Below are 19,633 nucleotides of genomic sequence, written 5' to 3' on the forward strand. Positions count from 1 at the left end.
GGTTGGCGGATCTCGCCGCCGAAAACCCGGAGGAAGCGGCCTTCATTCAGCTGAAGGTTGCTCCGGATGAAGCCAAGCCGGAGCCCTGGCATGGCCTCTATTTCAGGGCTTGGGAAGATCTGCGGTTCGATCGCTTTTATGGAGCTTTCGGCGGCGAAGCTCCGATCAGCTACGTCGCCATGAGTCGCTTTGCTGAAGATCACGAGATCAGAGGCGAGGAATTCGCGCAGTTTCGTCGCTTCCTGCAGGCGATCGACGCGGAATGGATCAAGTTTGCGGCTGAGAAGACGGAGCAGTGACACTCAGCAGCGCGCCGCATCACCGAGGTAGATTTTTCCTCGACTTGAGAAGAATTTGAACGGCATGAAGCCCGCGTATCCACCCTGGCGGTTCTTTGCATTTACCAGCCCACAAATGATGCCGGGTTCCGGCTGATAAAGCTTCGCCAGCTGGACCGATGACGGGTCTGCGAATTGAACCAACATTGTGTCTGCCAAGACCGTCATTGCCGCCTGATCAAGACCCTTCTCAGTGCCGTCCGCTACGGTAAATGCCATCGCTGGCGCGGCTGCCAAGACGCAGCAACCTATCGCGAAAATGAGTTGTCGCATGTTCTCTCTCCAATCGGCGAGACAATACCGAACACAGATGAAAGGTAAATAGTCGTGGTTGTTGCTCTGTCCTCATTGCGCGTCGGCGCTGAAGTGGATTCCAGCAAGTACACAGCCGGCATGTCCGCCAAGGTGGCCGCTGATAAGGAAGGTGCCGCATCGAGTGTCGCGGTCGGCGAGGCGCTGACCGCGACCAATACAAAGATCAGCCAGAGCGGTGACCTCCTGACACGGCTTCGTCGTCAGTATGTTGACGGTGCCGCCAATGCGCAGCGTTTCGAGAGCGCGATCACGACACTCGGTAGAGGTATCGAACGTGGTGCAGTGCCTCTTAGTCAGGTCAGCTCGATCCTGGACGGCATCTACAGAAAGTATCAGCTGACGGCCGACGCAGCCTCTTTGATGGAGCGCGGTCAGGTAGAGTTGGCGCAGGCTGTAGAAGCCGCAAATGCCAAACTCAAGCAACAGAATAGCATCGTCCCTGCAAACCAAAATGCCAAACCAACTAGCAACTTTCAGACGACGAATGTTGCTTATCAGCTGCAGGACATCTTTTCGACGGCTGCGCTCGGATCGTCGCCATTCACCGTTGCGCTACAGCAGGGTCCGCAGTTGGCCTCGATCTTCGGCGAGACTGGCGCGGCTGGTGCCGTAAAGACGCTCGGCTCGGCATTCCTGAGCCTCATCAATCCCGTTTCTCTCGTCACAATCGGCCTTACGGGCCTGACTGCGGCTGCCATTCAGTATTTCAGCTCGACGGCCGATCAGTCGAAAAAGGTCGAAGGTTTACTTGCGCAGCATGCCGCGAACGTGAGGGCTATCAAGGATGCCTACGGCGTAGCGGCTGAAGGGTTGAAGGAATACGGATCTGAGAGTCGTGCTGTTCTCACCGCGAACAGCACGCAGACATTGAAAGCGACGCAGGAGATCGTTTCGAGTGCGGCGCAAAGCAAGCTGCGCGAAATTCTCAGCCTTCCGATGTCAGACTTTGCCGGTCCAATCGATACCCTCGACAAATTTCGGGCGGCGATGAATAATTTGAGGAATTCCATTAACGCTAGCCGGCCTGATCTGTTGGCGTACCGGAATGACCTTTCGCAGATCGTCATCAGCAACGAAGCCTCTGACTCGCAAAAGAAGCTTGCTGATCGCCTTCGTACGCTCGACGACGAAACGTTAAAGGCCGTAACGTCGCTTCCCATGATGCGGGCGCAGTTGTCGACCATTGGCGGAACGGCTGCAGCGCAAGTGAATGGTATCGCTCAGCTGACTGAAGCGATAAGAGGCCTGCAAAATCTCAGTCTGCCTTCCCTGACCGATACCGAGCAAGCGGACAAACTATATGAGACAGCGGTAAACCGGGCGACGACGCGCGAGCAGAAGGATGACGCTTATAATGCGTACCAGGCTGCCCTGCAGCGGATTTCGGATCAAAACCCGCTGGTCGATATGGGTGACGGCAAATACGCGCCGCCGCCGACGCCAGAAAAGCGCCCCAACATCGAACTTGAAGGCCTCCCCGGTGCTGACAAGATCGACCGGGCGGCGCAGTCGGCCAAGAATGCCTATCGCGATGTCATCAAGAACGCTAATGACCGCATTCAGCAGATGCAGCAGGAAGCTCAGACAGCAGGCCAGACGGGCATCGCCGCCGAGACGCTGAGCTTCAAGCTTAAGATCCTGCAGGATGCCACGGACAAGGGCCGCACGGTCACTGCCGCGCAGCGGGCCGAAATCGACAAGCTGGCGGAATCCTACAGGGCGGCGGCGACTGCGGCGGCTTCGGCCAAGCTCGGCCAGGATATTGCTTTCCAGCAGCGGCAGTTGGGCCGTTCGTCGCTCGATCAGACGGTCGCCTCCACCCTGCAGCAGTACGGTTTGCCGGAAAACCTCAATTCCTATGAGGCGCAGCTGATCCGCTCCAATGAGCAGCTGAAGCTTTCGCGCGACCTGGCCGGCGATTTCGCCTCCACCTTGGCGAATGGCCTGCGGCAGGGCGAAGGCCTCTGGAAATCTCTTGGCGATGCCGCGACCAGCGTTCTCACGAAGATCTCCGATATGCTGCTCAATGACGTGCTGAACAGTCTCTTTCGGGTCAACAGTGCCGCATCGTCCTCGGGAGGCGGCGGTATCCTGTCTGGCCTCGGCAGCCTGCTCGGCCTCGGCGGCTCTTCGGCCTTCCCTCCGGCGCCGACGTCAGGCCTCGGCCTCTTCGCCAATGGCGGTGTCTTCAGCAACAGCATCGTCACGCGCCCGACACTGTTCCCCTTCGCCAATGGCACAGGCCTGATGGGCGAAGCGGGTCCGGAAGCCATCATGCCGCTCCGGCGCGATGCGTCCGGAAGGCTCGGTGTCAGCGCGCCAAGTAATGACAATCGCTCTTCCGGCGGCTCCAGCATTGGCGGCGTGCATGTGTCCGTTGGCGTCACCTTCGATCAGGATGAAGGGTTCCGCGCCTATGTGAAAGATGTGGCGCAGACAGAGGCCGGTTCCGCGGTGCAGGACGGCATATCACAATATGATCAGCAGATGCCGGATCGCGTCGCGCAGATCAATCTGCATCCGAGGCGCCGATGACCGTCATTTATCCCTATTCGCTTTCCGCCTTCGCGGATCTGCTCAAGATCGCCAGTGTCGTTTGGGATGTCCAGCGCAATGACGAGCTGAGCGGGATAGGCGATGGCCGCATCTGGCAGGCCGAACTGGCGCCGCCGCTCTGGACTGGCACGGTAACGCTCGTGCCGATGCTGAACCAGGCGGCAAAGCAGATCGCGGCTCGCATCCGCAAGCTGCACGGCGCACAGGAAGCACTCTTCCTCTATGATCCGCTGTCGCAGTATCCGCAGGCCGATATCGGCGGCGTGACGCTGGGTGCATCGGCCGTCAAGGTCTCTTCCGTCGGCGGCAACTTCGATACCTTGGCGCTCAAGGGGCTGCCCGCGAATTATGTCCTGACGGTCGGTGACAAGATGCAGATCGCCTATGGTGCCAATCCGATGCGTTACGCCTTCCTTGAAGTGTCGGAAACGGTCGCGGCGAACGGCGCTGGTGTGACAGCGAGCTTCGGCGTCTTTCCGTTCGTGCCCACGGGCATCGTCGCCGATCTCGCCGTGACGCTGATCAAGCCGGCCTGCAAATGCGTCATTGTTCCGGGTAGCGCCAATCCCGGTACGGCGGGCGGCAGCAATGGCGGCGGCGTCACCACGGGCCTGACATTCAAGGTCATCCAGAAGAAATAGCATGAAGAACACATCATCAGCATTTCTCGCGGCTCTGTCAGGAGCGCGCGATAGCGCCCTCGTGCCGCGTCAATTCGTCTGGTTCACCGCCAAGGCGCTCGATACCGGCGCGCCGGTATCGCTCGGCATATGGACCGGAGACGAGGATATCAACATATCGGTGATCTCGGGCGTCACCGGCCTGCCGGAGGCGCGCACCTATTATGGTGCAAGCAACCTTTCGGTCGGCGAGATCGCCCGCACATCGGATCTGACGGTCCAGACCGTCAGCATCAAGCTCAGCCAGATCGCCACGGCCGCACAGCAACTGGTCAGGGGTTACGATCTGCGCCTGGCCGCCGTCGAGATCCATGACATGGCTTTCGACATCGCGTCCCGCCAGCCAGTCTCGGCGCCGGAAATCGCCTTCCTCGGCCTGGTCGATGGCGCGCCGATCAAGACGCCGTCGGTGGGAAATGAGGGCGATATCACCATCAAATGCGTGTCTGCGGCAATCTCGATGCTCGACCGGCCGAACACCGTCAAGAGCAGCTACGAGGGCCAGAAGCGCCGCAACGGCGATGAATGGGGCCTCTATTCCAGCACCATCGCGAATTGGACCATCAATTGGGGGCAAAAGGGATGATCGAGCTTGTTCGCCTGCCTAACTGGCGCGCCCGCTTCGCAGCCGAGGTCGATCGCCTGAAGCATACGCCGTTCGCTTGGGGCGCGCATGACTGCGGTCCAGGCCTTGCCGGCAATCTCGTGCTGGCGCTGACCGGCGTCGATTGCGCCGCTCAATGGCGCGGCAGCTATTCCACCGCCGCTGAAGCGCTCGCCCTGATGAAGGAAGCCAAGTTCAAAAACCTTGGCGATATGGTCGCCGCCATGCTGCCGGAGATCCATCCGAGTGCTGCGCGCATCGGCGATGTTGCGGCGATCCCTGTGGAGTCGCCCTTCGGCTTCGCGCTCGGCGTCGTCAATGGCGAGCGTATTTTCGTGCTGCGTGAAGATGGATTGGGAACCGTCGATCTGCTCGACGCAACAAGGGCCTTCCGGGTCGGCTGATCGATGAAGCTCATATCCTTATTCCTGAACGTCCTCAGCATTTGGCTGATGGCGGACCCGGCGCTTGCCGCTCCGGTGGCGGCCGCGATCGGTGTGATTGCCAAGTTCGCGCTTGGCAGCGTCATCGGCAAGCTGCTGGTCACCGTCGCCATCAACTTCGGCGTCTCGCTGATCGCCAAGGCGATGCAGAAGAAGACCAGCACGGCGCAGACGCAGACAGGCGTCAAGCTGCAGATCAGCATGGGCGACGATCAGCCCATGTCCTTCACGCTCGGCAACTATGCCACGGCCGGCCGCCGCAAATATATCGGCACATGGGGTGAGGACGGCAAGACGCCGAATGCCTACCTGACCGACGTCGTCGAGCTTGGCAATCTGCCGGTTTCCGGTCTCAACGGCATGTGGGCCGATGATCGCCACTGCACCATCCTGTGGGCTGAGCCGGCCGCTGATGGACGTGGCTATCCGGTCGCGGAATATCGCGTCAATGGTAAGGATTATCTCTGGATCAAGTTCGTCGACGGCACGCAGGCGACGGCGGATGCCTTCGTGCGCGCCAAGTTCGGCACGGATCCTGATCGCCCGTTCAAGGCGACGATGATCGGTTATGGCTGCCCCTATGTCGTGGTCACCGCGCGCTACAATACCGATCTGTTCTCCGGCCTGCCGAACTGGCTGTTCGAAGTCGGATCGATCAAGCTTTATGACGTGCGCAAGGATAGCACCAACGGCGGGTCCGGTTCGCACCGCTGGAACACGCCGTCCACATGGGAGCCGTCCATCAATCCGGCCGTCATGATCTACAATCTCGTGCGCGGCATCTATTATGGCAGCGACTGGCTCTATGGCGGCCAGAACCTGGCGGCCTTTGCCCTGCCGCCGTCCAGCTGGATTGCCGGCGCCAATGCCTGCGATATCGCCGTCTCGCTGAGTGGCGGCGGCACGGAGCCGGCCTATCGCGCCGGCTACGAGGTTCATTGCGATCAGACAGCGCTTGATACGATCAACGAGCTGCTGAAAGTCGCCAATGCCCACATGGCCGAGGTCGGCGGCATCTTCAAGATCCTTGTCGGCGTTCCGGGAGCTGCCGTCTATTCCTATTCGGATAACGATATCGTCGTCACGAAGGAACAGGATTTCGAACCCTTTCCGCAGCTGCAGGATACCTATAACGCCATAGAGGCGACCTATCCGGAGCCTGCGGAAAAATGGGCGACGAAGGATGCGCCTGGCCGCTACTCTCCGGCTCTGGAGGCGGAAGATGGTGGCCGACGCCTGCCGGTACCGGTCGAGCTGCCGGCAGCGCCCTATCCCAATCAGGTGCAGCGCGTCGGCCAGGCGATGATTCTGGACTATCGCCGCTTTCGGGTGCATCAGATCTATCTGCCACCGGATGCCTATCCGCTGGAGCCGAATGATTGCGTTGCCTGGTCGTCGGCCCGCAACGGTTATACGAACAAGAAATTCCTTGTCGTCAAAGCCGTGCCGCAAAGCAATTTCCTCGTGCTGGTCACGATCAAGGAAATCGATCCATCTGACTACGACTGGAACCCGAGCCAGCAGCTGCCGACCGCGACGGGCTGGGTCGGCCCGATCGTACCTCCGCCCCAGCCCATGTATGGCTGGACCGTCGAGCCCGCAACGATCAATGACAGTGCCGGCGTGCCGTGGCGTCCGTCGATCAAGATCAGCTGCGCGCCGGATCAGGATGATGTCGTCCGCGTGTGGGTGCAAGTGCGCGTGGCCGCGACCGGCGTCATCCAGTTCGACAGCGACAGTACCCGCTACGAGGCGCCCTATAGCTGGATCATAAATTCCGGCTTCAAGGGTAACGAGAACTTCGAGGCGCGCGGCCGGTTCATTCCGTCCGGCAACCGCGTTACCGAATGGTCCGAGTGGTTGCCGGTCACGACGCCGAATGTTGTCGTCACGGATCTGCTCGTCGATCTGCAGCACGTCAAGAACGACATTCTCAATCGCTTCAAGGACCTGCAGCAGGAGCTGCTGGACGTGCGACCGCTTGTCGAGCAGCTGATGATCGACACGCAGCTGTCGGATGCCGTTCTGGACAGCGCGCACCGCAACCTCGTGGCATCGGTCGGGCAGAGCAACGCGACGTTCAGCGAAAATATTCAGGTCGTCGCCGATGCGGCCAATGCGGCAGTCAGTCAGGTCACGACCCTCACGGCGACCGTCGCCGACAACAAGGCGGAAGTGGATGTCGAGCTTGCCGCCGTTTCCGGCATTGCCAATGCTGCGGCCGCGCAGGCGACCTCGCTTTCTGCCACAGTTGGCGATCTCTCGGCGCAAGGCCTGGTGAAATTCTCGGTCGCCGCCGACCAGACCGGCGTCAATGCCCGCTTCTCGATCGCGCTCCGAACATCGACCGCGAATGCCTATGTCGAAAGCGGCATGTTCCTTGAGATCTATACCGTGGGCGGGGTGCAGAAGTCGCGCTTCTCGGTACTGGCGGGCCAGTTCAGTGTTCTCAATCCGGACGATATAGGGACATCGTACCTGCCGCTGGTGTTTCAGGGCGGCGTGCTGAAGCTGCAGGGCGTCAAGGTTGAATGGGCCGATATCGTCAACGCGACGATCACCTGGGCGCAGATCCAGAGCGCGGTCGTCAACAATTTCGTCGCGACGACCGCGAACATCGGCTCTCTGGTCGTCGGCACGTCCAACCTCGGTTACGACTCGATCGCATCGTCGGCTTCAAATACCAGGACAGGCACCACGCCCCCGGGCAATGAGAGTGTGGTCGGTGCGCCGTGGGTCATCAGCAACCCAAATCCGACCGCTGTTCTGACGTCCTACTTTTTCCAGTTCACAGTACAAGGCGTTGGCGGCGGCGGTAGCACGATCCGCGTGCGGCTGGTCAACGATACCACCGGCGCGGAAATCGCGGGCCTGACCATTGTCGTCCCGGCAGCTGGCAGCAGCAGGACCGATAGCGTGCAATCCATGATTATCGAGCCGAGACCGGGCGCGCAGGGCAACTATCAATACTCCATTCGCGGCCAGGCTGGCGCGCAGAACATCACCGCGACAATCAATCAGCTCTGGTGGAAACGGTAAGGGCAACACTTATGGCGAATTACACAGCAGGCACCATTACCCTCATCAACGGCTCGAAGGTTGTGAACGGGACCGGCACGGCTTGGCAGACAGCGCTGATCGTCGGCGGCATCATCTATCCCGAAGCGGCCGGCAATCCCCTGCCGTTCTCGGCCGTCACCAGCGATACGCAGATTACCGCTGATGTGGCATGGAAAGGGACGAGCGGCACCTATTCCTATGCTCTAACGCCAGATACGGCCTATGATCGCCAGGTGCTCGCCAATTCAAGCGCCCTGGCGCAGATCCTGCAGCAGTTGAAGTCGACGCCCATCGCAGCGCTCTCCGCCTTGACGCCGGCTGCTGACAAGATGCCTTACTTCACGGGGGCGAATGTTGCAGCGCTAGCGGATCTAACCGGCTTTGGGCGGAGCTTGATCGGTGATGCGAATGCAGCTGCAGCCTTAACAACGCTCGGCGTCTCTACCTTCATTCAAGGCATGCTGAATGATGCCGACGCGTCGACCGCGCTTAGCACGCTCGGGGTTTCAACCTTTATCAAGGGGCTGTTCGATGATCCGGATGCCAGCACTGCGCTTGGCACGCTTGGCGTTTCGGCCTTTGCAAAGACGTTGCTGGATGATGTAGACGCATCCACCGCATTATCGACACTCGGCGTCTCCGCCTTCGCGAAAACAATCCTCGACGATACTTCAGGCGGCGCCGTGTATGCGACGATCGGTGCGACGCAAAGCCTTGTCGCACGTGGATATCAGCGCCTTCCGAGCGGTGTGATTTTTCAATGGGGATATGAATCCACCACATCGACGGACTTCGCGATCACGTTTCCGATCGCTTTTCCGGTAAATCTGGCCTTCGTCGGAGCCACGATGAATGCCGCAGCGCCCGCAAACACTCTCTATTCGCTCACGACCGCCACTCAGTCCCGCACGGGAACTTCCTTCCTGAAACGTTATGCTCAAGCCGGCGGCGTTGGGCAGGCACCAGAACCCTTTTATTGGCTTGCAGTAGGTTGGTGAAATGACAAAGTTCGCAATGTTTGACGCAAATGGTCTGCCGGTGGCCTTCTATGCCGAGGATATCCACGGTTCGCGCACGCGGCCCGTCTATGGGGCAAATGATGATGGTGAAGCCATTGTAATCGGCTCAGAGCCGAATCCTGATTGCTCCATCCCGGCCGGAACGATCGAGATCGATGACAGCCAATGGATGGAATTCCTTTCGAATGCTGGTTGTCGAAAGTGGCTGAATGGTCAGCTGGTCGAATACACTCCGCCGCCGCCAATTCCGACGCTTGCTGATTATACTGCGGCGATCACCCGCATGCTCGATGCCAAGGCGCAGGAGCGCCGCTACGACAATGCAGTCTCTATCGCGACCTATGCCGGCAGCAGCAATGCGGCATGGTCGGCCGAGGCGCAGGCCTTCATCGCCTGGCGCGATCAGATCTGGGCTTATTGCTATGCCGAACTGGACAAGGTGCAGGCCGGCGAACGCGAGCAGCCAACCATTGCCGAATTCATGGCCGAGCTGGAAACGCAGTTTCCGCTGACCTGGCCGGAAGCCTGATCGCCTCCGGCGTCAATCTCTCTCCTTAAATCCCATTCAACCCAATCCATGGAGCAACCCTATGGACGATTTCGCACGTTCTCTCGCGAAGGTTCTCATCAGCGAGGGAGGTTTCACCAACAATCCGAATGATCCGGGCGGCGCCACGAACAAAGGCATCACGCAGAGGGTCTACAACGAATACCGTACGGCGAAGGGCCTCCCCACGCAGTCTGTCAAGCTGATCAACGATAACGAAGTCTCTGACATTTACCGTTCTCGCTATTGGGATCTGGCAAGCTGCGGCAAGCTTCGTTCCGGCGTTTCCTATGTCCTCTTTGACGGCACGGTTAATTCCGGTGTCTCGCAGGCGGTCAAATGGCTTCAGCGGGCGTTGAAACAGCTCGGCCTTTATCAGGGCGCCATCGACGGCCTTTGCGGTCAGGGAACCATCCTGGCGGCCGGCGGCGTGAATGATGACGACAGCCTGATCAAGATCATCATGGAACGGCGCCTTGCTTTCCTGAAAGCGCTGAAGACATGGAAGTACTTCGGCAAGGGATGGTCGTCCCGTTGCGCCGCCGTGCTCAAAACCGGGCAAGTTTGGGCTTCCGGCTCTGTCGGCCCTGACCCGGCCTTTTCCTTCGTCGAGGGCGGCCAGGCGAAAGCGTTCATCTCGGATGCCAAGGCTGCTCCGGTTCTCGCTATCGCGGACGGCACGACCGGTTCCGGCTTCGCTGGCGCCGGCGTTACCGGCTACATCGCGTCAGCCAAGGACCAGCTTTCGCAGTATGCCGGATCGAGCACGTTCATCGATCATGCGCTTATGTGGATGACGGTCGCCTCGATCGCGCTCGTGGGCGGCGGCGCCGCGTACCGCTGGTATGCGAAGCGGGTTCAAAACAAGCGGGCCGATGTCCTCGATCTACCCACGATCGCACAGGCGGCCGGCGCGCAGAGCCCCGAGGCGGTGGCCGCATGATCGGGGTTCTCGGCGTCTTTTTCAGCAAAAACTGGATTTCGTTGGCTGTGGTCGGCGGCATCCTGCTTGGCGTTACTGCCATCTACATGAAAGGCCGATCGGATGGTTCCGCGTCGGCCGAACATGAGGCGAAGACCGCCATTGTCAACCAGATCGAGGAAAGGAGCGAAACCGATGCGAAGGTCAAGACTATGTCTCGCCCTGATGTTTGCCGGGCTATCGGCGGGGTGTGGCGCGACGACGGGTGCCAGTGACGGCGCCGGCTATGCGGCGTTGCATCCCAACGCGAAAACACGCGCTTTCATCTTCGCGAATGACGAGCCATTCACACGCGAGGTCGCAGCCCACAACGTTCAGTGCGGCAAAGATCCGCTGTGTCGGAAATGACGTTGGCAGCCATCGGGCAAATCATCGGCTTTCTTGCGACATCAACCACGCTGGCGGCGCTTCTGCTGCTGGCGTGGCACTCAGTTTAGGCATTCCAGGGCTTTCGGGGGCACTTCAGGAAAATGAGCGAGGATACCATGCAGATTGAGATCGAGAAGCCGCGCCTGAACCCGGTTCATTTGGCCGCGATCATCGGCGCAGGCTTTATGAATGCCTTCGCCATCGGCGGGGTTTGGGTGAGCCTCAACCGCGATATCGCCGACGTCCGCAACGCGCAGGAGCGGACGCAGAAGGTGCTGGACTCGACCGTCCAGCAGGTCTCGCAGATCGGTCCGCTCTCGTTTCAGACGACGAGGTCGTTGGAGGCTGCGGCTGAGAACAAGAAGGCCACAGAGCTGACCAATGCGAGGATCGATCGCGTCGTTGAATCACTCGGCGGCAAGCTGGACACCGCGATCGACAGCATCAACAAGGTTGGAACGCAGGTTCAGGTTCTCAGCTCAAAGCTGGAGGATATGCAAGGAAGGGCCGACAAGACGTTGTTTCGAACGCCGATCGTCAGACCGTAGGGCGATCACCATATCGAGGCTGGCGATAGTCCAGCCAGCGATGCTCGAAGCAAAACCACTTTGTCTCGCCCTTGCCGATGTCATAGCCGAAGCCGCCCCATGCCTTGCAGTCTGGATATTCGCAATAATGCTCATGCATGGCCGACGGCGTTTGGAAGGGCGCCGCACTGGTTTCGTCGCTCATCTCAGTTCATTTGTCCTTTAATCGCCCGGTCCATAGAGCCTAGCAGCGATTCTGAGAAATACTCCAAAGTCTTTAGCGCATCGGCGAACCGTTGTGCATCTGGCGTGCCGAGGGCGCGCATTCCATTGTCGCGGATATCAAGCCCGACCTGTTGGATAACAGCATTCGTAAATCCTCGTATATCCCCCGATGCAGATCCGAGGCTCCCGAGCAGATGGCCTATGAGGAAATCATGCATAAGACAGCGGGCATCTAGCTCGACGATCGTCTTTTCCAATCTCTCGACGCGACTAGCGATCATTGTACTTCTCCTATGGTTTTCCTGGGTGGCAACAGCACCAGTTCGTCGTCTGGCAACGGCCGCTGGAGCGCCTTCGCTTCCTGCCATGGCGCGGTAAGCCACGTCTCGACCTCGTCTTGATTGCGAAGGATGGCCGGCATCGCCTTCTGATGGATCGGCGCGACGACCCCATTCGGCTCCGTCGTCAGGAAGCCAAAGAGATCGACCGTTATCTCTCCCTCCTTCACCTTCCTCACGGATCGCCACTGCGGCACCCAAAGCCCCGCAAAGAACATCAGCGGTTCATCCGCGCTGCCTGCAAACCAGGCATTCGGCGTCCTTCCTCCCTCGACCTTGCTTGCCGGGTCCGGCTCGGCGAACCGCGTGAAGGGCACGACGCATCGGTTTTCCACGCCAAGCCATCGCGCCCAATGTCTGCTCGAGGTGTTGCGGACGTTCGTCGTTCCGCCATCTGGCTCCATCCTCAGAAGCTCGTCGAAGTTCACTTCCTTGCCTTTGGCGCGAAGCTTGTCGGCGCGCTTGGTTGCCGCGTCCAATTGCGCCTTCTGAGACGACGGCAATCCCCAGCGGACCTTGACCAGTTCTCGGCCGGCCGGCGTGTTCCGGACGATCGGCGCCATCTGATCGGGATAGAGGTCCAGTTCGGGCTCAAGGTTTCCGATGCTGTCGATCATCGCTCTCGAGATCTGCCGAATGGCTTCCTGATTGGTCGTGACATTATAAAGGTTGCACATTCAAGACTCCTCTACCCTCTTGCCTGCGAGACAACGACAATCTTTGCCATCCCCTTGACGCCGCACTTCTTGCACCTGAGCAGCCGCGCCGCGTCGGCGATCGGCGCTCTCGTCCCAAGCACCTTTTCCAGCCTCTTCGGTTCGACCTCGCTTTTCCTCCCGCACGGGCAATGCGCATAAAGCCTATGCCATTCCCTCAAATCGGAAAAGCTGAGCGTATCCTTCTTCTGCGCCTTCGGATCGATGTAGCCCATCCGCCTCGCCCATTCGTCGGGCGAGAAATGAAAGTGCATCTTGCATCGATCATAGAAGGCGTTCTCGGTGCGTTTGCATCCCAGCGACTTCGCGACCAACGAAAGAAGCGACGGCATCGTCTGATTGCCATGCTCTTCCAAGAGAGTGGCCGGCTTTATGCGCTTCAGGATCTCGCAGTCCTCGCAGATAAAATCGACCGTTTCCCCCTTATGATCTGCGAGCATGTTTGGTGGGGAAGTGGCAGGTTCAACGTTGCGCACGTCTCCGCTCCCGCCGCAGCGCGGCGAGCCTTCTCTTCATGTTTTCTGTCTATCTCAGGCGGCGTTCAGGTCGGCGATTTCGCCGTGCTTTGCCAACAATCGCGGCGACGACATGTCGCCGGTCTCTTCGTCGACCATGACGGCATAAGCCGCAACGCCGACAAATCGCGAAGCCATGGAGGCCGCGATCTTCTCCGCAGATGGAATGCTGGTCGCCTGGCGCATCTCACCCGGCACAAGGTTGCCACGGTTCTTTCGATACGGCAGAACAATGAATTTCTCGGCAGTACTCATGGCGTCTTCCTCAATTTGTTCTCAAAATGTTCTCATTTTGAGGAAGAGTCAATATCCCGCCTGAAATCCTCTTTTTTGCCTTGAGATGGCACTGCTGCAGCTACAGCGCTCAGCTTTCATTTGCGAGGGAATGATCATCTGGCGTGCCTGGAGGTGGTAGAACTATAGCGGAAAGTTCTTTGCTATAGTCTTTGTCACATTCGCAGACATGGCGGAAGGGACCGGTCATCTTCTCCCAGATGCCATAAAGAATGTCTGTCCTCTTCGCGCTCTTGAGCCTCTGTTGCTCCTTCGTCAGGTCCGGGCGCTCGCTGAGCACGATGTGGCAATGAGCTTCTTCACCGTTCTCAATTACTTGCTCGACATGAACGTCGTAGACATCGTTAGCTTCGTCTAAGCCGTCTTTCACCGACATCTCATAAAAGCCAATATAGTGCGCAGCACCCTCTAGCGGTACCGGCGGTTCCGCTTTGTTCGCATTGGAAGACGCGGCGCTCCTGCAGCCATATGCGTGCACCTCATCCTCACTTGGCAACAGTTTTCTCCAACCCACAGAGGTAACATGGGTTGAAGTACCCTTCGGCTTTCTAAAATCGAGCAGATATAAGCTCGAAAACCGCTTATCTTTTGGATAAAGGAAGCGTGGGTTAATAGCACACCGCGCAACAAATTCTTCAGCGGATAGGATTTGTGCTGGAGCCGTCACGAATTACCCCGACGTATGGCAGTAATTCTGCCGCATTCGATTCAGACATGTCCGCCACGCCGACCGTGACAGGTTTTGATCCTCGGTCTCTGCGCGCGAAAACAGCACAGTCGCCGCTGACCGTTATGTATTTAACGCCGTCCGAGTCACCCCAACTGAAGACGGCCGCGTCCCCACCATGCGAGAATATCTGCGGCGGCTCGGCAGCTTTAGATGCAAGTAGTGAAAGCACGATATTCGCTTTGTTGAAGGTCTCTGCATCGATCGCCGCTGGATCTTCATCGTCCAGGGCATGCAGTTTCGACAAGGCGCCAAAGAGGCCAACGTAGGTCGCGTTCCTTGCCATTTCCAAGATCAAACTGGAATCCAGAACAAACGTACTCCGGTCAACAGAGCGAAATCTGCTCTCAAACTTACGAGGTCCAACATTTTGACTTGGCATAGCAAAAGGCACCAGATCCTTCAGCTCTGGACCAGCTGCCGAACTGCTCACATCAATGACGTCAAACTTCCACTCGACAAACATTGTTAGACATCCTGAATTTTCGCAAACTGAACCTGATCCAATGCAACAGACGCCAATTTCGAGAAGATGGCCTGGTGCTGAGATGGCTGGTAGATCGATGCGGATACTGCGCTATTCACGTCTATCATATAGTTAAGCTGGAGATACTCTACCAGCTCGCTCGCCAGGGTCTGACCGAACGTTCCCGGAAGATTTACCACCTGCTGTACTTGTACGGTGTTGCAGACCCATTTCAGCAACCGATTGATGTCAGTGCCCTCCAGGCCACCTTCTATGCGCCGGTTCATCTGAAACTGCAGATCGATACTTCCGGAAAAATCTACTACCCCACCAAATAGCTTCGTGAAAAAATCCGATGCCTCACTGGAGGATCCAAGTTTCTTGGATAATGTGAGAATAACAGCCGCTCGGTTAATGTTGCCTATGTCTTGCGCGCCTCGGGCCGCAACCTTTAGCGCCTCCCCCACAAGCTCGGCCGGCTTCGCTTCAAGCAGAGGAATATCGTGGGTTCGCTGCACTCCAGAGATAAGGTAGTCGATTCTACCTGGATGCGAATGTAGCCTGTGCTCTACCCCGTTATCCTCAAATGCCTGCATAGTCATCGGGAACGGCGCCTGCGGCGGCTGTAGCTTTTGAAATGCGTCAGGATCACGACCAAACATCTCATGAAATAGATGCATCGGCGAAGCTAGCTCCGCACCGGTCGTAAACCAAACAAGCTGCAGCGAGGCGGCGCTTTCAAGCATATTACACCCTGAAGTTTCGCATACTTCTAGAACGCCCTATTTTCGATGGCAAGTGTTAAACATAGGTGTGTTTCGGAGCCAAGCAAGGCGGGGAAGTAAGCGGCACATCTATCCGATTGACCGAACATGCCTATGCCAGTCTTCCCGCCGCAAACTATTCGCAAAGAAGCTTTGCTTATACTAATTATAAACCGTACAAGCCATTGAAAATTATATATGAATTTCAAATCACGCTCTTTGAATTACGACCCTTAGCAGGGGAGCGCCTTCGACCACTCGGCCACCTCTCCGGTGCGGCCCTGATAGGGCCATTCATTTATCGACGCAAGCGCTTTTTCGCGCTTGTGTACGTTCTTTCCATGATTCAGCAACAGGCGATTGCCGGCCGAAGCATGGTCCGGCAGATCTGAATTTACGTCAGACCAGCAGCTGCTTCAAATCCGCGGCCGGGTCGGCAAGAACCTCCCTGGATGGATTCGCGCCGGTCTCCAGCAGCTTCTTGCCGGTAACATAGGCCTTTGCATCGTTTATGGCGTCGACCGCGATGAAACGACCCTGCTTGAAATACCAGACGGAGGCTGCGCCCTCGCGGGCGCCCGGCCGTAGCAATGTCTCGTCGTAACCAAGATTAAAACCGGCGATCTGCAGCTTCACATCATATTGATCCGACCAGAACCACGGCTTCGGGTCATAGGCCTTTCCGTTGCCGGCTATGATTCCCGCCGCGGCTTCGGCCTGATCGACGGCATTCTGTACGGATTCGAGCCTGATTCGCCCACCCTCCCACGGCAGTTCGACGCAATCGCCCATGGCGAAGATAGAGGGATCGGAGGTACGGGCAAACGAATCGACGACGATGCCATTGCCGACCTCGAGGCCGGCTTCCTTGGCGAGCCGGTCATTGGGCGCAACGCCGATGCCGACGACGACGAAATCGACATCGATCGTAGAACCGTCGGAAAGTTCCGCGGCAGCAACGTGGCCATTGCGGCCGATGAGCTGCTTCAATCCGGTCTTCTCGCGAATGACGACATCATGCTTCTGATGAATGGCCCTGAAAATATCGGCGGTTTCCTTGGCGGCGACACGCTGAAGGATCCTGTCGCCCATCTCGATGAGGGTCACTTCGAGGCCGCGATGGCGTGCGACGGCGGCCGCTTCAAGGCCGATATACCCTCCGCCGATGATAAGCACCCGGCGCCCGGGACGCATCTCGCCGGCAAGCAGGTCGGCGTCACGCTTGTCACGGGCGAGGTAGACGCCCTCCAGCGCACCGCCGACGGACGGCGGCAGGCGACGCGGCGTCGCGCCCGTTGCAAGCGCCAGCGTGTCGTAATCCAGTCTCGATCCGTCCTGCATGATGATCTGCTTTGCGGCGCGATCGATCTGCTCGACCCAGGTCGACACGCGAATCTCGACATTGTTGTCGGCATACCAATGTTCGGGCCGGAACAGCAGGCGATCGAAAGTCATCTCGCCGAGAAGGTACTTTTTGGTCAGCGGCGGCCGCTGGTAGGGAAGGCTTTCCTCAGCGCCGACGATGGTGATCGGCCTCGAATCACCCAGCCCACGCAATTTGGCGGCGAGCGCAAAACCTGCCTGCCCGGCCCCGACTATGACCAATCTGCCCGTCACGATCCGTACTCCATTATTACTATAGCGATCCAACCCGAACGAATGCGGCGGGACGCATTTGAGCCTCAGGGGTAGCGCTTGCGCCTGCAAGCGTCAATCACGGCTGACCCTGCGCCCCGGATCGGGAGAAAGTTAGGCCGACGGGCTCAGCTTGATATTTCGACCCAACGCCGTTCATGGAAAGATTGGGCCATGGCGTGCACCGATTTCTCGATTCGCAGCCCATCCTTGAAAGCCACGACCGACGCATCCTCGCCGGATATGGCACGGATCAGCTCGCGGCATTCGATGATCTTCAGATCATTAAAGCCAAGGCCATGGCCGGGCGCCGGGATGAAACGGTCATAGGGCTTGTGGGCGGGGGCAGCCAGAACCTTGCGGAAGCCCTGTTCACTCTCCCTGCCTTCTGCCTGATAGAGCTCGAATTCGTTCATGCGCTCCTGGTCATAGGAGATCGAGCCTTTGGAGCCGAAGATCTGCAGCGCTATCCGCCCCTTGCGGCCCCAGGCCGAGCGATTGGCCATCAGCACGGCGGAGATGCCGCCGCCGAGCCGCATCAGCACATTGGCAAGATCGTGGTTTTCGACCGCGCGTCTCCCGCCATCCTTCACCGGCCGCTCGGCATAGGGCTTCATCATATCGGTGATGACAGCCTCGACATGGCCGAACAGGAACCAGAGCAGCGAAAGCGGATGCACGGCGAAATCATCGAGAGCGCCGTAGCCGGAGGCAAGCTCGCTCTTCCAATAGAAGAGGCCGTTCGGATCCGCCATGAAATCCTCATCCATCTCGACGCGGACGTGATTGACCGCGCCGATCGCGTCTTCTGCAATCAGTGCCTTGATGTTGCGCATGACCGGGTTCTGGATATAGTTGTAGCCGAGAATGGCGACCTTGCCCGAGGCCTTGGCCGCAGCCAGCATGCGTTCGGCATCGCCATAGGATGGCGCCATCGGCTTTTCGCACCAGACATGCTTGCCGGCTTCAAGGGCTGCGATCGCCATTTCCGGGTGGAACTGGTTGGGGGTCGTGACCGAGACAATGTCGACTTCAGGATCTGCGATGAGCTCGCGCCAGTCGGCCGTCGCCTTTTCGAAGCCGAATTCGTCGCCGCGCGCCTTCGCCAACTCGGCGTTGGCTTCGGCAAGATGCACAAGACGCGGCCGCGCGACATCGCCGAATACGGTTTTGACCGCATTCCATGCCAGCGCATGGCATTTGCCCATGTAACCGGTGCCGATCAATCCAACGCCCAACGGCTTCATTTGCCCTTCCTCCTCAAATCCGCTCCCGAAGTCGCGCGATTTTTGGAATATTTAGACCGTTTTGACAAGCGCACTCATGGCATCGACATCTCTTCCGCAGATAAGAATTCATATTTACACGTTTAAAATCATGACCTTAAAATTATTCGTGCCGAACGATTCAAAATCCGGTATCGTTGGAAATATGGAACGTTTGTTTCATTGCGGGCGTTGGGGAGCTTAAGGATGGCGCATGGACAATAATATCGGGATGCAGACCAAGGTACCGCGCGACTTCGAAAGCCTGCGCAGCACCATCATAGAGCGCAAGAATGCCATGCCGAAGCGGTTGGCCCAGGTTGCCGCCTTCGCGTTGGGCAATCCCGATGAGATCGCCTTCGGCACAACGGCAAGCATTGCAGCCGCAGCCGAGGTTCAACCTTCCACGCTCGTGCGCCTGGCGCATCACCTCGGTTATGAGGGCTTCTCCGACCTGCAGAGTATCTTCCGCGAAAGGCTGCGCGACCGGACACTGAGCTACGAGGAGCGGCTGGTAACGCTCGAACGCTCCGCAGTAGAGAACGAGGAGGCCAGCATTCTCTCCGGCTTCCTCTCTGCGGCGAGCCAATCCGTCAACAAGCTCGCCGTAACCATCGAGACTGACACCTTCGCCAAAGCCGTCGACGTGCTCGCCGCGGCCGAGACGATCTATCTGATCGCCAAGCGCCGCTCCTATCCGCTGACGGCGCATATGACCTATGCCTTTTCCAAGCTCAACATACGTCACCAGATCGTCGCCTCGCCGAACGGCATCGACGGTGAGATCACCCGTTTCGCCACGGAGAAGGACGCCGCCATCGCTGCGAGCTTTTCGCCCTACGCCGCCGACAGTCTGGCGCAGGCGCAGGATCTCGCCTCGCGCAATGTGCCCGTCATCGCCATCACCGATTCGGCCTTTTCCCCGCTCACCGCCTGCGCAACCCATTGGTTCGAGGTGGCCGAGTCCGACTTTGCCGGCTTCCGCTCACTATCGGCTTCGATGGCGCTGATCATGGCCTTTCCCGTCGCCATTGCCGAACGCCGGCGAAAAGGCGCAATAAAAGCAGACAAAACGAAAATGGAATAAATATTCCGAATTGACAAAATCTCGGAACCAATGTTTCACTACGATCAGGATCACGGCTACGGGAGATGGCTGCCCGATCCATCGCAACCGGAACGAAACGAACACCGGCACTTTCAATGACGCATGATCTCGACGCAAGCTGTGGAGCGAAGAGATAATGC

General features: G+C 58.5%; 23 protein-coding genes. 12 read left to right on the forward strand and 11 right to left on the reverse strand.

Going from position 1 to position 19,633, the window contains the following annotated elements; translation table 11 throughout:
• Positions 1–2: 2 nt before the first annotated feature.
• Positions 3–299, forward strand: coding sequence for a hypothetical protein (locus FHT84_RS15805; RefSeq protein ID WP_183763043.1), 297 nt, complete (start codon positions 3–5; stop codon positions 297–299).
• A gap of 3 nt (positions 300–302) precedes the next feature.
• Here the strand turns inward: FHT84_RS15805 and FHT84_RS15810 are convergent, their stop codons facing one another.
• Positions 303–611: a hypothetical protein gene (locus FHT84_RS15810; protein WP_183763040.1), complete on the reverse strand. Its 309-nt coding sequence runs from the start codon at positions 609–611 to the stop codon at positions 303–305.
• Between the two features lie 54 nt (positions 612–665).
• On the opposite strand from FHT84_RS15810, the gene FHT84_RS15815 reads away from it, so the two are divergent.
• The 10 genes from FHT84_RS15815 to FHT84_RS15860 all read left to right on the forward strand — a co-directional run bounded on the left by FHT84_RS15815 (position 666) and on the right by FHT84_RS15860 (position 11,461).
• A complete protein-coding gene (locus FHT84_RS15815; RefSeq protein WP_183763038.1) occupies positions 666–3,188 on the forward strand; it encodes a phage tail length tape measure family protein in 2,523 nt (840 codons plus the stop codon).
• Entirely contained in the window at positions 3,185–3,850 is a 666-nt protein-coding gene (locus FHT84_RS15820) for a hypothetical protein (protein WP_183763036.1), read from the forward strand. The genes FHT84_RS15815 and FHT84_RS15820 overlap by 4 nt, the downstream gene beginning before the upstream one ends.
• Position 3,851: 1 nt before the next feature.
• Positions 3,852–4,475, forward strand: a complete 624-nt coding sequence (locus FHT84_RS15825; RefSeq protein WP_183763033.1) for a hypothetical protein — start codon at positions 3,852–3,854, stop codon at positions 4,473–4,475.
• The gene (locus FHT84_RS15830) at positions 4,472–4,897 is read left to right on the forward strand and encodes a hypothetical protein (RefSeq protein ID WP_183763030.1); all 426 of its coding nucleotides are present in this window, start codon (positions 4,472–4,474) and stop codon (positions 4,895–4,897) included. The genes FHT84_RS15825 and FHT84_RS15830 overlap by 4 nt, the downstream gene beginning before the upstream one ends.
• Positions 4,898–4,900: 3 nt before the next feature.
• Positions 4,901–7,975 (forward strand): phage tail protein, encoded by a 3,075-nt coding sequence (locus FHT84_RS15835; RefSeq protein ID WP_183763027.1) that lies wholly within the window; start codon positions 4,901–4,903, stop codon positions 7,973–7,975.
• 11 nt (positions 7,976–7,986) lie between these two features.
• Complete coding sequence (locus tag FHT84_RS15840; protein ID WP_183763024.1) at positions 7,987–8,994, forward strand: hypothetical protein; 1,008 nt, start codon at positions 7,987–7,989, stop codon at positions 8,992–8,994.
• Position 8,995: 1 nt separating this feature from the next.
• Complete coding sequence (locus FHT84_RS15845) at positions 8,996–9,544, forward strand: hypothetical protein (RefSeq protein WP_183763022.1); 549 nt, start codon at positions 8,996–8,998, stop codon at positions 9,542–9,544.
• A gap of 61 nt (positions 9,545–9,605) precedes the next feature.
• Complete coding sequence (locus tag FHT84_RS15850) at positions 9,606–10,505, forward strand: glycoside hydrolase family 108 protein (protein WP_183763019.1); 900 nt, start codon at positions 9,606–9,608, stop codon at positions 10,503–10,505.
• Entirely contained in the window at positions 10,502–10,759 is a 258-nt protein-coding gene (locus FHT84_RS15855) for a hypothetical protein (protein WP_183763016.1), read from the forward strand. Before FHT84_RS15850 ends, FHT84_RS15855 begins: the two co-directional genes overlap by 4 nt.
• 255 nt (positions 10,760–11,014) lie before the next feature.
• Positions 11,015–11,461, forward strand: a complete 447-nt coding sequence (locus FHT84_RS15860) for a hypothetical protein (protein WP_183763013.1) — start codon at positions 11,015–11,017, stop codon at positions 11,459–11,461.
• Here FHT84_RS15860 and FHT84_RS15865 read toward each other — a convergent pair.
• The 10 genes from FHT84_RS15865 to FHT84_RS15910 form a co-directional block, all read right to left on the reverse strand.
• Positions 11,451–11,645, reverse strand: coding sequence for a hypothetical protein (locus FHT84_RS15865; protein ID WP_183763010.1), 195 nt, complete (start codon positions 11,643–11,645; stop codon positions 11,451–11,453). The two genes, FHT84_RS15860 and FHT84_RS15865, sit on opposite strands and share 11 nt — an antisense overlap.
• A 1-nt stretch (position 11,646) precedes the next feature.
• Positions 11,647–11,946: a hypothetical protein gene (locus FHT84_RS15870; protein WP_183763007.1), complete on the reverse strand. Its 300-nt coding sequence runs from the start codon at positions 11,944–11,946 to the stop codon at positions 11,647–11,649.
• Entirely contained in the window at positions 11,943–12,680 is a 738-nt protein-coding gene (locus tag FHT84_RS15875) for an SOS response-associated peptidase (protein WP_183763004.1), read from the reverse strand. The genes FHT84_RS15870 and FHT84_RS15875 overlap by 4 nt, the downstream gene beginning before the upstream one ends.
• An 11-nt stretch (positions 12,681–12,691) precedes the next feature.
• Entirely contained in the window at positions 12,692–13,195 is a 504-nt protein-coding gene (locus FHT84_RS15880) for a hypothetical protein (protein ID WP_183763001.1), read from the reverse strand.
• A 54-nt stretch (positions 13,196–13,249) separates the two neighbouring features.
• Positions 13,250–13,489 (reverse strand): hypothetical protein, encoded by a 240-nt coding sequence (locus FHT84_RS15885; RefSeq protein ID WP_183762998.1) that lies wholly within the window; start codon positions 13,487–13,489, stop codon positions 13,250–13,252.
• A gap of 109 nt (positions 13,490–13,598) precedes the next feature.
• Positions 13,599–14,195: a hypothetical protein gene (locus tag FHT84_RS15890; protein WP_183762995.1), complete on the reverse strand. Its 597-nt coding sequence runs from the start codon at positions 14,193–14,195 to the stop codon at positions 13,599–13,601.
• Complete coding sequence (locus FHT84_RS15895) at positions 14,164–14,721, reverse strand: hypothetical protein (protein WP_183762992.1); 558 nt, start codon at positions 14,719–14,721, stop codon at positions 14,164–14,166. Before FHT84_RS15895 ends, FHT84_RS15890 begins: the two co-directional genes overlap by 32 nt.
• A gap of 2 nt (positions 14,722–14,723) precedes the next feature.
• Positions 14,724–15,467 (reverse strand): hypothetical protein, encoded by a 744-nt coding sequence (locus FHT84_RS15900; RefSeq protein ID WP_183762989.1) that lies wholly within the window; start codon positions 15,465–15,467, stop codon positions 14,724–14,726.
• 417 nt (positions 15,468–15,884) lie between these two features.
• Positions 15,885–17,102: an FAD-dependent oxidoreductase gene (locus FHT84_RS15905; protein ID WP_113250715.1), complete on the reverse strand. Its 1,218-nt coding sequence runs from the start codon at positions 17,100–17,102 to the stop codon at positions 15,885–15,887.
• Between the two features lie 146 nt (positions 17,103–17,248).
• Positions 17,249–18,367, reverse strand: a complete 1,119-nt coding sequence (locus FHT84_RS15910) for a Gfo/Idh/MocA family oxidoreductase (protein WP_113250716.1) — start codon at positions 18,365–18,367, stop codon at positions 17,249–17,251.
• 232 nt (positions 18,368–18,599) lie between these two features.
• Here FHT84_RS15910 and FHT84_RS15915 point away from each other — a divergent pair, with 232 nt between their 5' ends.
• A complete protein-coding gene (locus FHT84_RS15915) occupies positions 18,600–19,472 on the forward strand; it encodes a MurR/RpiR family transcriptional regulator (RefSeq protein WP_113250717.1) in 873 nt (290 codons plus the stop codon).
• The last annotated feature ends 161 nt before the right edge of the window (positions 19,473–19,633 follow it).

The sequence above is a fragment of the Rhizobium sp. BK289 genome, from assembly GCF_014193575.1.
Lineage (GTDB): Bacteria > Pseudomonadota > Alphaproteobacteria > Rhizobiales > Rhizobiaceae > Rhizobium > Rhizobium tropici_C.